Annotated in this window: 13 protein-coding genes and 1 pseudogene; 6 read left to right on the forward strand and 8 right to left on the reverse strand. The window is 63.4% G+C overall.

Going from position 1 to position 14,215, the window contains the following annotated elements; genetic code table 11:
- Positions 1-410 (reverse strand): annotated as a pseudogene (locus L0B83_RS09525) (hypothetical protein); the annotation flags it as partial.
- 296 nt (positions 411-706) lie between these two features.
- Positions 707-1,162, reverse strand: a complete 456-nt coding sequence (locus L0B83_RS09530) for an Lrp/AsnC family transcriptional regulator (RefSeq protein WP_234758170.1) — start codon at positions 1,160-1,162, stop codon at positions 707-709.
- A gap of 104 nt (positions 1,163-1,266) precedes the next feature.
- Between L0B83_RS09530 and L0B83_RS09535 the strand changes: the two genes are divergently transcribed.
- Positions 1,267-1,902, forward strand: coding sequence for a LysE family translocator (locus L0B83_RS09535; RefSeq protein WP_234758171.1), 636 nt, complete (start codon positions 1,267-1,269; stop codon positions 1,900-1,902).
- Positions 1,903-1,969: 67 nt separating this feature from the next.
- Complete coding sequence (locus L0B83_RS09540) at positions 1,970-2,293, forward strand: hypothetical protein (RefSeq protein ID WP_234758172.1); 324 nt, start codon at positions 1,970-1,972, stop codon at positions 2,291-2,293.
- Positions 2,294-2,308: 15 nt separating this feature from the next.
- Here L0B83_RS09540 and L0B83_RS09545 read toward each other — a convergent pair whose 3' ends face one another.
- Entirely contained in the window at positions 2,309-3,313 is a 1,005-nt protein-coding gene (locus L0B83_RS09545; protein WP_234758173.1) for a hypothetical protein, read from the reverse strand.
- Positions 3,314-3,511: 198 nt separating this feature from the next.
- Between L0B83_RS09545 and L0B83_RS09550 the strand changes: the two genes are divergently transcribed.
- Positions 3,512-3,982, forward strand: coding sequence for a DUF4383 domain-containing protein (locus tag L0B83_RS09550; protein WP_234758174.1), 471 nt, complete (start codon positions 3,512-3,514; stop codon positions 3,980-3,982).
- Between the two features lie 183 nt (positions 3,983-4,165).
- On the opposite strand, the gene L0B83_RS09555 is transcribed toward L0B83_RS09550, so the two are convergent.
- From L0B83_RS09555 to L0B83_RS09575, 5 genes are all read right to left on the reverse strand, one after another.
- Positions 4,166-4,840, reverse strand: a complete 675-nt coding sequence (locus L0B83_RS09555; RefSeq protein ID WP_234758175.1) for a response regulator — start codon at positions 4,838-4,840, stop codon at positions 4,166-4,168.
- Positions 4,833-6,236 carry a sensor histidine kinase gene (locus L0B83_RS09560; protein WP_234758176.1) on the reverse strand — a complete coding sequence of 468 codons (1,404 nt, stop codon included), beginning with the start codon at positions 6,234-6,236 and terminating at the stop codon, positions 4,833-4,835. Before L0B83_RS09560 ends, L0B83_RS09555 begins: the two co-directional genes overlap by 8 nt.
- A 430-nt stretch (positions 6,237-6,666) precedes the next feature.
- Positions 6,667-7,860, reverse strand: coding sequence for an NAD(P)-dependent malic enzyme (locus L0B83_RS09565; protein WP_234758177.1), 1,194 nt, complete (start codon positions 7,858-7,860; stop codon positions 6,667-6,669).
- A gap of 239 nt (positions 7,861-8,099) precedes the next feature.
- Positions 8,100-8,702, reverse strand: a complete 603-nt coding sequence (locus L0B83_RS09570; protein WP_234758178.1) for a TetR/AcrR family transcriptional regulator — start codon at positions 8,700-8,702, stop codon at positions 8,100-8,102.
- Between the two features lie 122 nt (positions 8,703-8,824).
- Positions 8,825-10,153: an MFS transporter gene (locus L0B83_RS09575; RefSeq protein ID WP_234758179.1), complete on the reverse strand. Its 1,329-nt coding sequence runs from the start codon at positions 10,151-10,153 to the stop codon at positions 8,825-8,827.
- A 99-nt stretch (positions 10,154-10,252) separates the two neighbouring features.
- On the opposite strand from L0B83_RS09575, the gene rraA reads away from it, so the two are divergent.
- The 3 genes from rraA (at position 10,253) to L0B83_RS09590 (ending at position 14,213) form a co-directional block, all read left to right on the forward strand.
- On the forward strand, positions 10,253-10,735 hold the full coding sequence (rraA, locus tag L0B83_RS09580) for a ribonuclease E activity regulator RraA (protein ID WP_234758180.1): 483 nt from the start codon (positions 10,253-10,255) through the stop codon (positions 10,733-10,735).
- A 104-nt stretch (positions 10,736-10,839) separates the two neighbouring features.
- On the forward strand, positions 10,840-12,492 hold the full coding sequence (locus L0B83_RS09585) for an MDR family MFS transporter (RefSeq protein ID WP_234758181.1): 1,653 nt from the start codon (positions 10,840-10,842) through the stop codon (positions 12,490-12,492).
- A 257-nt stretch (positions 12,493-12,749) separates the two neighbouring features.
- The gene (locus tag L0B83_RS09590; RefSeq protein WP_234758182.1) at positions 12,750-14,213 is read left to right on the forward strand and encodes a sugar porter family MFS transporter; all 1,464 of its coding nucleotides are present in this window, start codon (positions 12,750-12,752) and stop codon (positions 14,211-14,213) included.
- The last annotated feature ends 2 nt before the right edge of the window (positions 14,214-14,215 follow it).

The raw sequence follows: 14,215 nt of genomic DNA on the forward strand, positions 1-14,215 counted from the left end.
TCCCGCCGCGCCAAAGCAACCTGCGCCGCCACCCCGCGGCCCCGCTCCTCCGCCGGAACACCGAGATCGGCGTCGGCCCTGCGCTGGACAGTGTCGAAAGCCACCGCGATCCGCGCTTGCGCGGCCGCGGCCGCGGACTTCAAATCCTCCAAAGCACGCAACTGGTCAATCAACTCGGCACCCGATTCCGCACCGCCGAGCGGATCCGCGCTGCCGGCTTCACCGCCGTTAGGTGCCGTGCATAGCGGCCGGATCGCTTTCAGGGCGTCGACGAGCTCCTGCACGCGGACAGTCCGGCCACCCGGCCTCCAGCTGTCTGGCTTCCGGCCACCCGCGACAGCAGCATCCAGGCCAGCGCCGGCCGAAGGCGCGCCCGTCCCGATCCGCTCGGTTCCCTGAATGCCGTCCATAAGGAAACTCTTCCAGGGACCCCCGACAAAATAAGCCCGAAGAACCCCACTCATGAAACAAACCGCAGGACTTTTCTGCAAACCCAAGGCTCGCCCTCCAGCCGGACGGCGACGTCAGGCACGGCAGCCTCAGGCACGGCACCGTTCCAGCCGGACGGCAGCGTCAGGCACGGCAGCCTCAGGCACGGCACCGTCCCAGCCGAGCGGCAGCATCAGCCCCGGCAGCATCCAACGACACTCACCGGCCCGCCGGCCCGCCGTGGAGCCCGCCCACCCGCCCACCGAGGAGCCCGACCTCAAACAGGCGGCCCGGCGTTCGATTTCAGGTTCTTCATCACCAAGGTCGAGTTAAGGCGCTCGACGGCAGGCAGCGCCGAGAGTTGGTCGTCATAGAAGCGCTGGTAGGCCGTGAGATCAGCGGCGATCACGCGCAGGAGGTAGTCCGGGGAGCCGAAGAGTCGCTGAGCCTCGACGATGTTGGGGATCGCGGCTACCCGATCCTCGAACTCCGACATGGTGACCCGGTCGGCCTGGCGCAGGGTCACAAACACGATCGCCTCGAACCCCAGCCCGATCGCGCCCGGATCGATGTCTGCCCTGTACCCCCGAATGACGCCGGAGGCCTCGAGATCCCGCAACCTCCGATGGCACGGAGCCACGGTCAAACCCACCTTGGCCGCGAGCGCCGTTGCGGTCATTCGGCCATCCTCTTTGAGATAGCGCAAAATAGTTCTGTCGATTCCGTCAATCACGCAAATATCTTACCGAGACGACGGCAAGCCGAGCTAAAGATGGGAACACTTATGGGGCCATTTTCCATAAAGTTCAAGGTGTAACCGCCAGCCAGGAGACACCAATGAATCCCCAGCTTTTCCTCGCCTTCGCGATAGTCGCCGTCACTTTGGCGTGCACCCCGGGCGTCGATTGGGCATATTCGATTGCCGCAGGCCTGCGGCAGCGCAGTTTCCTCCCCGCCGTGGCCGGCCTATGCAGCGGCTACGTGGTGCATACGGTCCTCCTGGTGGCCGGACTCGCGGCCCTTTTGACGGGGGTTCCGGGACTTCTTGGCTGGCTGACCATCGCGGGTGCAGCCTACTTGCTGTGGCTAGGCGTGAGCACCACGCGCTCGTGGCGCGGCGCAAGCTTCAGTGCGGATGACGCCGTCGGGCAGTCCCGAAACCAGTTGCGCACCTTCCTGCAGGGCATGGGCACGAGCGGCATCAACCCCAAGGGGTTGCTGTTCTTCCTGGCGCTGGTGCCGCAGTTCGTGAGTCCGGAGGCGTCGCTTCCCGTGCCGGTCCAATCCGGAGTACTCGGCCTGACGTTCGTGCTGTTCGCCGGCATCATTTACACGGCGGTAGCCCTGACCTCGCGAAAGCTCCTGCAGTCCCGGCCGTCCGCCGCACGCGTGGTGACCCTTGCGAGCGGCATCATCATGATGGGCCTCGGAACCGTCCTGCTTGGCGAACAGCTGCTCCCGATGCTCCAGTAACGCCGCGGCCAGGGGCTCAGTAAGATGCCTCTGGTGTTCCTTGGCGAGGCGACCTATCGTCGGCTTCATGTCCACTGACTTTTCCAACCTTATAGAGTCCTTCAAACAACTAGGCGTCTCGAGGGCCTACGGTCCGCCCGTGCAGATCGGCGGGGAGGAAGTGATCCCGGTGGCCCTAGTGTCCTTTGGGTTCGGAGGCGGCGGCGACGGAACCAATGCGGCAGGCGGCGGAGGAGGCGGTTTGGTGCTTCCGTTCGGGGTCTACTCCCGTCGTGCCAATGGACGAGTGGCTTTCCGGCCAAATACCATAGTTGTTTTGGCCATGCTGCTCCCGCTTGTCGGCGCCGTCGGGGTTTCTATTCGCGGAGTTTTACGCGCGCTTCGGGACTAGCCGCGCTGAAGCCGGCTAGCCGCCGGGTTCGCCGAAGTCCTTGTTCCACAGCCGGCGCACTTCGACGTCCTTGCGGATCCCGTCGACGGCGTCCAGATCGTCAGCCCCTTCCGGCTTGCGTTGCTTCCGGCGCAAAACCACTTGGGGAATGGGAGGACGTAGCTTGGGCACCCGCCGCGTGGCCTCAAGCTTCGACAAAGCCAAGTCCGTGAGGGCGTCGTTGCGCAACGCGAGGCTGGTCTTCTTCCTGCGAAGGACCTCCGCGAGAGCGGCCTGCGCTGCTTCCCTCTCCCCCAACATCCTGAGCGACTGCGCCCGAATCAGCAGGAGCGCCGCCGAGAGGTCGTCCGTATTGCGCAGCCCCTCCGTCCAAGCAACGACGTCGGCGTGCCGGTCGAGCGCTGCGGCTGCGGTGCAGCGGGCCAAGGCGGAGGGCAACGACGGCGGCAAACTGGCCAGGGCTTCCATGGCTTCGGCAGTCTGGCCCGTCTCCCGGAAGCAGTGCGAGAGGGCAAGGAAAACGGATTCCTCGCTGAACAGGACCGGAACGTCGATCCGCTCCGCCACCTCGACCCGCGTAACCACCCTGCGAAGGTAGCTTGCGGAGAACTGGCTGGCCGCGTCGTCGATCCGAACCGCCAGGCCCCGCTGTAGAAGTTCCGACGCCCGGAGGTATCCTCCGTGTTTGTACACAAGCAGCCCGGCAATCACGTAACAGAGGCCCGCCCAGCCAGGGTAGGCGCGCGCCAAGGTGATGAGCCGGTCCGGCTCAGTGCTAGTGAAGACCGCGTCGTACACCGATCTGGCGGTCTTGCCGGCCAGCCGTTTGAGCCTGGGAACATCCCCCGCGACGTCGATCCGGCCAGCGGCCTTTCCCTTGAGAACGCCCCGAATCGCACCGCCCAAGCCCTCGGCCATTCCACCCACAGATGTGCGGACATGTCCGTTCCGGAATGGCGTGATGTCCCTGGTATCCACGAAAATCGCGCCGCGAATTCCGGGAGCCGATGGCTCACTCACGGTTGCCCTGCCATCGCAGGATGAAGCGTCGCAGAATTGGGCATCACAGAACCATGCTAGCGGTGCTCGTCCCGGCCCTTCCCCTCTATTTCCCGGGTTTTCGGGAGTATGATATCTCCGTCGGCAGGGTTCCGACTCCCTTGCCGCGATACGGCCCTCCATTTGAAGGGCCGATGGAAATCGTGATCGGGAGGAGCTATGACTACTGCTTCACACCCCGCGCAGCACCACGCAATGGGGCCGACGCTTCACAACACAGCACTTGGTTTGGGCTGGGTTTTCCTGGCTGTTGGCGTCTTGGGATTTATCCCCGGCATCACCAGCAATTACGGCGCAATGACCTTCGCGGGACATGACTCGGGCGCCATGCTTCTTGGAATCTTCCAAGTTTCCATCTTGCACAATATTGTCCATTTGCTGTTCGGCGTAGCAGGCTTGTACTTCGCGAGGTCTGCAAGGATGGCGCGCGGCTACCTGATCGGTGGCGGTGCGATCTACCTCGTCCTGTGGATCTACGGCCTCATCACCATGTCGAACATGAGCGCTGACTTCGTACCCATGAATGCCGCGGACGACTGGCTGCACCTGGTTCTCGGTGTTGTCATGGTTGGCCTTGGCATTTGGCTTGGACGCGACGTAAGGGAGGAGTCGAAGGGCCGCGCCATGTAGCGCCCTGACTCTGCAGCATCCTGCAGTTGAACGACGGCGGCCGTCCCGAACGGGAACGGCCGCCGCCTTTGCGCCGGGGTGCGGCGGGTGTCCAACCCCCGGTCACCTATAACGCCCAAACCCCCAACGCCCGGTCACCTACGACACCCAAACCCCCAACGCCCGGTCACCTATGGCCTCTATTCAGCCGAGAAGCCTTCGTTCATAAGCGAAGGCGACGAGTTGAAGCCTCGTGCGCAGCCCAAGCTTGGTGAGGACATTGCGAAGATGGGATTTCACTTTGGCTTCGGATACAAACAGGCTCTGCGCCATATCGGCGTTGCCCAAGCCTTTGGCGGCTAACAGGAACACATCACGCTCGCGTGGCGACAGCTCGTCCAGCACTGCGAGGTCCGGTCCTGTGACCGGCACCGTCCGCGCTGCGTGCTGGAAGAGTTCATGAACCGAACCAGGCGCGATCACTGAGTATCCCGAATATACGGTCCGGATGGCGGCCAGCAGGAATTCCGGTTCCGCACTCTTGAGCAAATACCCGCTCGCGCCTGCCTGAACGGCATCAACTATGGCTTGGTCTCTGTTGAAAGTGGTCAGGGCGATGATCTTTGGCTTGTCCACCCCGGCCGCGCCGGCCTCCTCCGTGATGCGGCGCGTGGCCTCGACTCCATCCAGCACCGGCATCCGAAGGTCCATCAGCATGACGTCCGGCCGCTGGTTGGCCGCGAGCTCCACGGCCTGCTCCCCGTCGGCTGCCTCCCACGCCATATACATGTCTGCTTGGCTCTGGACCAGCATGCGGATGCCGGAGCGAAAAAGTGGTTGGTCGTCCACTAAAGCAACCATGATGGGTGTGTCAGCCACGTCCAGCACTTTCCTGCGCAATGCTCGACGACGGCGACGCACCCTCAAGAGCCAAGGCCGGCTCATGCTCCGGCGCCTTGGCAGACGGAACGGGTTCCTCGTCCATCCCATCTTCCGGAAGGGGCGCAGCCGGGCGCGAGCCATAGGGGATGAAGACCGTCACACGGAACTGCTCGCCGTCGGGCCCGGAACTGAGCCAGCCGCCGGCCAGGTGGGCACGCTCGCGCATTCCGGGGATGCCGCGTCCCAGGCGCTCGGTGGCATCGCCGTCGTCCGTCCCCCCAATCGAAACGGACGCCGGCAAGTCAGAGGCGACGTGCATGGTCAACCCCGGGCCGCTCCAGTCGAAGTGAATCCGCACGGCCGTGCCGCGTCCGCCGTGCTTGAGGGCATTCGTGAGGCATTCCTGCACAATCCGGAAAACTGCGAGTTGCTGTCCCGCGCCAAGCTCCACCGGGGTGCCGGTTTCACTCTGCTGGACCTTGAGGCTCCCCTGACGCATCCGCTCGACAAGGGGGCCGACGTCGGTGAGCCTGGGCTGCGGTGCCACCAGACCGTCGTCGCGCACTCCCTCAATAACACGCTGGGCGTCCACTAGGGCGTGGCGGGCGGATACGGCGATGTTCTCCAAGGCGTCGAGAACCGCCTTAGGTTGGTCCTGGCTCAGATAGCGCGTGCCGTCCGCCTGTGCGGCGATCACTGCGAGCGAGTGTGCCAGAACGTCGTGGAGGTCCCGGGCGATCCGCGTGCGCTCCTGCTCCACGACGAGTTCCACCTCGGCCTCCTTGAGGTTCGCCTGCGCGAGGACCTTTGACTGGAATAGCTTGCCCCGATCCTCATAAAGAGCCAAGGCAATACCGACGGCCGCGCAGCCTGTGGCAATGAGAAGAAGGAATAGGAAGAGCTGCCAGCCATAGTTGCTCAGGGCGCCCCGGTCTCCCATGAAGAGCGGTCTAAACCAGCCATCGCCACCACTCCCGTATCGCCAAGACAGCATGATGAACGTCATTACGCCGGCAAAAGCGACGTTGCTCCCCGCTATGGCAAGGCGCAGGCGGCCCCTCGCGGTCCACATGGAAAACGCCAAGCCGATGAACGGACCCAAATATACGGCCCAATCGTTGGAATACGGCGGAGGAAAAAAGTATGCCAACTGTCCTACAAGCAAGACAGCCGTGAATCCCAGAGAAAGTACGGATCGCCATGCCGAGACGGCAATGGCCAAGGCGCTGAGGATTGCTATCGCGAATCTTTGAAGGATGGGTGGCCACAATTCGGCCCAATGGTCAATCCAAGGGGCCAGGTTTCCAACCTCGATGACGCACCACAGCGCGAAGAAAATGACGGCCGCCGCTGGGGCGCCCCATTGCCGTGCAACTTTCAGTGTCTGTTCCATGTGAGCCACCCTATCCACGGCCCGGGACACGTCGACGCAGATTCTGCCCTTCAGCGTCCGATCTCCACCGGGAAGCCAGCTGATTCAGCCTTAGAGCCAACGCGAAAGGTGAGTGAGCGTTTGCGAAAACGCCGACATACGTGACCGGGCATCCGTCGAAAAGGCCCCCAAAGGTGACCGGGCGTCCGTCGAAACAGCACCAAACGTGAGTGGGCGTCAAGTCGAAACAGCACCAAACGTGAGTGGGCGTCAAGTCGAAACAGCACCAAACGTGAGTGGGCGTCCGTCGAAACAGCACCAAAGGTGACCGGGCGTCAGCCGAAAATGCCCCAAAGGTGACCGGGCGTTTGCGACGAAACCAAAAAACGACGGCGACCCTCCCCAGCACGGGAGCGTCGCCGTCGTCGGCTTGTTGGGTTAGGCGCGGGGGCTATTCAGCAGCTGCCGAAACCGCCGCCGTGACAGCAGGGGCAACCCGGGGATCCAGGGGGCTGGGCACGATGTACTCGGCGGATAGTTCTTCCTCGGCCAGCGCGGCGATGGCCCTGGCCGCGGCGATCTTCATGGCCGGTGTAATGCGGCGCGCGCCGGCGTCCAAGGCTCCGCGGAAAATTCCGGGGAAGGCCAGGACGTTGTTGATCTGGTTCGGGAAGTCGCTCCGGCCGGTTGCCACGACCGCCGCATACTGGACGGCGACCTCGGGCAGGACTTCCGGGTCCGGGTTGGACAGGGCGAACACGATCGAATTCTCATTCATGAGCTTCAAGTGCTCCTCGGCCAGCTTGGACGAGGAAACGCCGATGAAGACGTCGGCGCCGTCCAGTGCTTCCGCGGGTCCGCCGGAGAGGGCGCGCGGGTTGGTGCGCTGGGCGAAGCGTGCCTTGGCGCTGCCCGAATCCGCCACCAGGTCGGCGCGCTCGGAGTTGATGATGCCCTTGGAATCAAGCAGGACGACGTCCTTGACTCCAGCGGCCAGCAGGATCTCGGAGACGGCGATGCCTGCCGCACCCGCACCGGAGACCACAACTTTCAGGCCCTCAAGCTCGCGGCCGGTCACCTTGGCGGCGTTGGTCAGCGCTGCGAGAACCACGACGGCGGTGCCGTGCTGGTCGTCGTGCATGACGGGGCAGTCGAGGGCTTCGATGAGGCGCTCTTCGAGTTCGAAGCAGCGCGGAGCCGCGATGTCTTCGAGGTTGACGGCGCCGAAGCTCGGACGCAGCCGGACCAGGGTCTCGATGATTTCGTCCACGTTGGTGGTGTTGAGGACCAAGGGGATGGAATCGAGATCGCCAAAGGCCTTGAACAGTGCGGACTTTCCTTCCATGACAGGGAGGGAAGCGCTGGGCCCGATGTCGCCCAGGCCGAGGACCGCCGTGCCATCGCTGACCACCACAACGAGGCGTTCTGCCCAGGTGTGCGTGCGTGCAAGCTCCGGGTTGGCGTGGATCGCGCGGCTCACCTCTGCGACGCCGGGAGTGTAGGCAATGGAAAGGTCCCGCTTGTTCAATAGCGGCACTGTGCTGGACACGGAAAGCTTGCCGCCTTCGTGGGCGGCGAAAATTTCCTCTTCGCTCAGCGCAAGGGCAGTCACATTCTGTTCAGTGGTGATGGTCTCGACGGACACGTCGTTGTCTCCTCAGGCTAGCCGTGAACCCACGGCACAATTCGGGCAGGTATAGAGGCTTCGGTGCAGGACCAAGGGTGGCTGGTCCGGGCGGTGAAACTCCTGCGGATATGGGCTGCTAGCCGCTTGGGTCCTGCCTTGGTAGGCAGGGGCCTGATAGGAAGACTAGAGACATCCAGTCGTAAACTCATACTTTTGGTCGCTGTGGTCTAGACCAATTACGGCGATTTCCGCGAAAACTACGCTTCCGCGATCAACTTGCACGCGTTCTTGAGGTCCTTCTCGGCGTCGAATAGCGAGAGTCTGCGGCATTTGACGGACTGGACCAGACCGCTGATGACGTGAAGCAAGATCCGGGCCCTCCCGGCATCACCGATCGCGGCAGCCACCATGTCGGCAGAAAGCGCCTCAATATCGCGCAAGAGTGCGGGGATGTCACCATCGCGAGTGTCCCAGGTGCGGGAAAGGCAGTGCTCGACAGCGGGCTGCATGACCCGCATGTGGAAAATCTCCATCCCGAGACCGGTGAGCTCCTGCTGGCTGGACCTCGAAGATGCCGGCTTGGCGCCGTTCAGTTCCCGGAGCTGCTGCCGGTAGACGGCGAGCATCAGGTGGACGGTGGACGGAAAGTAACGGTAGAGCGTCCCGAGCGGAACGTGGGCCCGAGTGGATACATCCGAGAGGCTCACGGTATCGAACTGCCGCTGGGCGAATCCCGCGGCAGTCTTCAATATCCGGGCGTAGCGCAACTGCTGTCGCGGCGTCGTGGGAGCAGCCGCCATTTGGGGCAACCCGGCGGCCAGGTCCAGCGAATACGGTTCCAAGGAGTTCGGTTCGGACATTTCCGGCGTTCTGTTGGTTTGGGCTTCGTTCGGGGAGCTTGCGCGGCCCCCCCAAAGACCGAGCGCGTCCCGACCATAATACGGCAGTAAGTTGTCAGTTCCCTGAAAACGGATTCCGCAGCCTAGGCGACGCCTTTGATCTTCACCACGAATACTGCCCCCAGCAAGCCAATGACTGCGGCGGCCACATACAGCGAGACGTAGCCGCCCCAAAGCACAACGAAAAAGGAAGCAATCGGTGGCGCAATCACTTGCGGCAAAGAGTTGGCGATGTTGATCACCCCAAGATCCCGGCCGCGGTCCAAAGCCGCGGGCAGCACTTGGGAGATGAGGGCGAAGTCGACCGCGAGGTACGCCCCAAAGCCAACGCCGAGCACAACTGCGCCCGCAATCGCCCCCGTCCACGTGGGTTCGAACGCGAGGATCAGGGCAGCAGCCGAGATGACAGCCGAGGAAGCAATGACCAACGGCTTGCGTTTGCCCATGCGGTCGCTAATGGCACCACCCACCACGCTCGTGATGATCACCATGACGGCATACAGGCCTGTCAGGATGAGGACCCCCAACTCAGGCCTGATCCCCTGTGTGTCCTCGAGATGCACGGCATCCTTGAGGAAGAAGAGCAAGTACAACGTGACCATGTGGTTGCCCACGTTCACCAGGAACCTGGTCAACCAAGCCCACGCGAAGTCCGGGTATTTGACCGGCGAGATCCAGAAGCCTTTGATGAACGTCCACAGCCTGAATGGCGGCCTGGCTTCCGGAGCGAGAGGCACGTCGCCGCTCTTGAAAAGATAGAGCACGACGCCGGCCAGCAGCGCTGCGGCGCACACAACGTAGCCGAGGGCGAAGTTCCCCGAGACCACGGACGCGATCACCGCGCCGATAAGGATGCCCACGGTCTGGCCCATGGCCGCGAGACCGCCCACTGAGCCACGCTGCGGCACAGGCACGCGGTCCGGAATGGCCGCCGTGATTGCCGCATAGGCTCCGTTACAGCCGGCCTGGACGAGGCACCACAGAATAGTCATGACCGCCACGTTGGGAGCTCCCGCCAGGCCAAGCAACGCGGCAGTACCCAGGATGGCACCGGAAAGCACCCAAGGGACCCGCCGTCCGAAGCGGGAGGTAGTCCGATCGCTGAACGCCCCGAACAGGGGATTCGCCACCATGGACACAGCAGCCCCGCATCCCGTCACGAGCGCAAGGATGGCTTCCTTCTGGCCCTCGTCGAAGTGGATGGCCTGCTGCCCGAGCAACACCTGGAGAGGGCCGAAGAAGGCGGCGTTGATACCCACATTGACGAGCACCACTCCGGTGACCCACAGCGATCGTACGCGCGCCACGGGCTCGGCGAGCGCCGTCGTCGGGCCCGGTATTTGCGTGCGATCGAGGGAAGTATCCGCCAGCGGTCTTTCAGGCAATGAACCGGACAGATCGGACGTGCTCATGACGGTGCTCCCCTAGCGTCTTGACGTGTGAATTCAGCCTAGCGCCGAGGGAAGGGCGGAGGCGTTAGGCTAACTCCAACGGACCGAGGAGGATCAAAGATGAACAGCCCGAGGAACCCCATCAACACCGCCGATCTCTACGACGAGCATGCCGAAGACGTTGAGTCGATCTCACTGCAGTTCCAGGACCTCGGCGGCGTTTCCCACTTCAACGGCCCTGTTCGGACCATCAAATGCTTTGAGGACAATGCGCTGGTGAAGACCGTCCTGGCGACGCCCGGCGAAGGCGCCGTGCTGGTGGTGGACGGCTACGGCTCCCTGCGCACGGCCCTCATGGGGGACATGATCGCCGAGAGCGCCGTCGCGAACGGCTGGGCCGGCGTCGTGATCAATGGGGCCATCCGCGACCGCGTTGCGATCGCGAAGCTGCCTCTGGGCGTCAAGGCCCTCGGGAGCAACCCCAAGAAAAGCTCCAAGGTGGGACGCGGGGAAGTGGACATCCCCTTGGTGATCGACGGAGTGCATATTGAGCCCGGCGACCTTATCTACTGCGATCCCGACGGGATTCTCGTGGAACGGTGACATTTTTCTCGCTAATGGGGTACGACAGGGAATACGGGAGCGATTAGGATAGTTACTGAAAGCAACTATCCTGCTTAGTCCCTTAAATCCCCTTTGGAGAAGCAATGTCCAACGCCACGCCTGTACGGGCACCCGGTGAGGTCCTGACACATCGTCAGACGCTCACCGTCATGGTGGGCCTCATGCTCGGCATGTTCCTGTCCTCCTTGGACCAGACCATCGTGTCCACGTCCATCTACACCATCGCGAACGACCTGGACGGCCTGTCATTGCAGGCCTGGGCCACCACGGCTTACCTCATCACCTCCACGGTGAGCACCCCGCTGTACGGCAAGCTCAGCGACATCTTCGGCCGCCGCCCGCTGTACCTCGCCGCAATCCTGATCTTCCTCGCCGGCTCGCTGTACGCCGGTTCCGTGCATTCCATGACGGAGCTCGCCATCGCCCGCGGCATCCAGGGGATGGGCGCCGGCGGTTTGCTGGCCCTCGCATTGACGATCATCGGCGACATTGTCGCCCTGAAGGATCGCGCCAAGTACCAGGGCTACTTCATGTCCGTCTTTGGCGTCTCGTCCGTGCTCGGACCCGTGGTGGGCGGGGCCTTCGCAGGCTCAGCCAACATCCTTGGCTTCGATGGCTGGCGCTGGGTCTTCTTCATCAACCTGCCCATCGGGCTGGCCGCATTGGCTGTGGTGTTCTTCTTCCTGCACCTGCCCGTGAAGCACATCAAGCAGAAGATCGACTACTGGGGCGCTGCGGCCATCACCCTGGGAATCGTCCCCTTGCTGCTCGTCGCCGAACAAGGCCGCACCTGGGGCTGGACCTCCGTGAACTCGTGGATCTGCTACGGGCTCGGTGTCATTGGCATCATCGCGTTCCTGCTGGTCGAGCGGCGTGCCGGCGATTACGCCCTGATCCCCCTGCGGCTCTTCCGCAACATCACCTTCGGCCTGTCCTCCCTGCTGAACTTCATCATTGGTATCGGCATGTTCGGGGCCATCGCGATGCTCCCGATGTACCTGCAGCTCGTCAAGGGCCTCACCCCCACCGAAGCCGGCCTCATGATGATCACCTTCACGGTGGGCATCCTGTTCGGTTCCATCACAGCGGGACGAACCATCTCGGCGTCGGGCGTTTTCCGGATCTTCCCGATCCTCGGCACGGCGATCCTGACCGGGGCCGCCGTCGTCATGGGCCTGTCCCTGGGCGTGGACACCGAGCTGTGGGTTCCCGGCCTGATCGCCGTGTTCTTCGGCATCGGCCTGGGCTTCTGCATGCAGCCGCTCACTTTGGCCATGCAGGTCTCCGTGCCTCCGAAGGACATGGGCGTTGGCACGTCCACCGCCGCGTTCTTCCGTTCCATGGGCGGCGCCGTGGGAACCGCAGTGTTCATCTCGATGCTCTTCACCCTGGCCGCGGACAAGATCGCCTCGGGCATGAAGGACGCCATCGGCAGCGCCGACTACCTCAAGGTGCTCAAGGACCCTGCGGTGGCCACGAATCCGGCAAACGCCAAGCTGTACGACTTCTTCAAGAACGGCGCCTCGAACGATTCGCTGAACGACACCAGCTGGCTGCACCACGCCAACCCGACGCTCACGCGGCCCATCCTTGAAGGTTTCGCGCAGTCGATCGACACGGTGATGCTGACCGCCGCGGCCCTCACCGGGCTGGCATTCCTCATCACGTTCGCTTTGCCGAACAAGAAACTCATGGATCCGAAGGCGGCAGCGAAGGAAGCTGTTTCCGCCCACTAAGATTCCGAACCGCGTCACGGCAGGCAGTCTTTTGGACTGCCTGCCGTTGTCGTTTCCAGGATTTGTGCGGCGGAGTGCCCGACGGCGGCGCAAAAGTCCGCATTGCGTGACGCTTGCGGTGTGGCTGGCCCGCTGACTGGAAGTCACGCCGACAGCGTGCCACACTGTGTAGCGCGAGTGCACCGGCGTCCCCGTCGGAACCAGCCAATGACGACGACCGCGCCGCACAACCCACAACATTTCCTCAAGGGAGAGCCATGCCTACATCCAGCTCCGACAGCCGTTCCGGAGTCCCACGCAAGGTAATTGGCCTGGCGGTTTCCGGAGCGGTAGGCGGTTTCCTCTTCGGCTTCGACTCATCCGTGGTCAACGGCGCCGTCGATGCGATGAAGGATGAGTTCATGCTGAGCGAGGCCGTCACGGGCTTTGCCGTGGCGGTCGCGTTGCTCGGCTGCGCGGCAGGAGCGTATCTCGCGGGCAAGGTGGCGGACCGCTACGGCCGTATCCCCGCCATGAAGCTTGGCGCCGCACTCTTCCTGGTCAGTTCGATCGGGACGGGCTTGGCTTTCGGCATTTGGGACCTGGTTTTCTGGCGGCTTGTGGGCGGCCTGGGCATCGGCCTCGCATCGGTGATCGCGCCGGCCTACATCTCGGAAATCTCGCCTCGCCAGGTCCGCGGCAGGCTCGCGTCACTCCAGCAATTGGCGATCACCACCGGAATCTTCGCGGCCTTGCTCTCCGACGCCCTCCTCGCGACGTCCGCGGGCGGCGCCCACCACGCATTGTGGCTCGGAATCGAGGCCTGGCGCTGGATGTTCATCGCGTGTGCCGCGCCAGCCGCGGTTTACGGCCTGATCTCCTTCCGGCTCCCCGAATCTCCGCGCTTCCTTGTCCTTAACGGCAAGGAAGACACAGCGCGCACGATCTTCGACACCCTGATGCCCGGCGATGACACCGAACGCCACATCCGCGAAATCCGCGACTCAATCAAGGAAGACGAACTCTCCACCAAGAAGGGCTCGCTCCGAGGCAAGGCATTTGGTTTGCAGCCTGTGGTGTGGATCGGCATCATCCTGTCGGTGTTGCAGCAATTCGTGGGCATCAACGTGATCTTCTACTACTCCACTACCCTCTGGAAGGCAGTCGGCTTCCACGAGCAGGACTCCCTGGCCATCTCTGTGGGAACGTCCATCACCAACATCCTGGTGACGCTCGTGGCCATCGCCCTCGTGGACCGGATCGGCCGCCGGCCCATCCTGCTGGCCGGTTCCATCGGCATGGCGGTGTCCCTCGGTGCCATGGCCCTGGCGTTCTCCTCCGCGACCGGAACGGGTTCCGCCGTGTCCCTGGCCGGCGCTTGGGGTCCGGTGGCCCTCGTGGCCGCCAACGTTTTCGTGATCAGCTTCGGAGCTTCCTGGGGACCGTTGGTCTGGGTGCTCCTGGGCGAGATCTTCCCGTCCCGCATCCGCGCCCGCGCGCTCGGCCTGGCCGCGGCAGCCCAGTGGATCGCCAACTTCGCCATCACGTTGAGCTTCCCGATCATGGCGGCGGGTTCGCTGCCGCTGACTTACGGCATGTACGCACTGTTCGCCGCGGCGTCGTTCTTCTTCGTCATGTTCAAGGTGCCCGAGACCAACGGCATGTCCCTCGAACAGGCCGAGACCTTGTTCGTCCCGAAGGGGCACATTCCCGCGGAGCTCGTGGTCACGGAACCGAAGTAGCC

Source organism: Arthrobacter alkaliphilus (assembly GCF_021483235.1).
In the GTDB taxonomy this organism is placed as follows: domain Bacteria; phylum Actinomycetota; class Actinomycetes; order Actinomycetales; family Micrococcaceae; genus Arthrobacter; species Arthrobacter alkaliphilus.

Excerpts from the sequence above, each read along its gene's own strand:
- rraA (WP_234758180.1), top strand. The coding sequence starts at position 10,253 with ATGAACAGCCCGAGGAACCCCATCAACACCGCCGATCTCTACGACGAG.
- L0B83_RS09590 (WP_234758182.1), top strand. The coding sequence starts at position 12,750 with ATGCCTACATCCAGCTCCGACAGCCGTTCCGGAGTCCCACGCAAGGTA.
- L0B83_RS09560 (WP_234758176.1), bottom strand. The coding sequence starts at position 6,236 with ATGGAACAGACACTGAAAGTTGCACGGCAATGGGGCGCCCCAGCGGCG.
- L0B83_RS09570 (WP_234758178.1), bottom strand. The coding sequence starts at position 8,702 with ATGTCCGAACCGAACTCCTTGGAACCGTATTCGCTGGACCTGGCCGCC.
- L0B83_RS09550 (WP_234758174.1), top strand. The coding sequence starts at position 3,512 with ATGACTACTGCTTCACACCCCGCGCAGCACCACGCAATGGGGCCGACG.
- L0B83_RS09540 (WP_234758172.1), top strand. The coding sequence starts at position 1,970 with ATGTCCACTGACTTTTCCAACCTTATAGAGTCCTTCAAACAACTAGGC.
- L0B83_RS09575 (WP_234758179.1), bottom strand. The coding sequence starts at position 10,153 with ATGAGCACGTCCGATCTGTCCGGTTCATTGCCTGAAAGACCGCTGGCG.
- L0B83_RS09585 (WP_234758181.1), top strand. The coding sequence starts at position 10,840 with ATGTCCAACGCCACGCCTGTACGGGCACCCGGTGAGGTCCTGACACAT.
- L0B83_RS09535 (WP_234758171.1), top strand. The coding sequence starts at position 1,267 with ATGAATCCCCAGCTTTTCCTCGCCTTCGCGATAGTCGCCGTCACTTTG.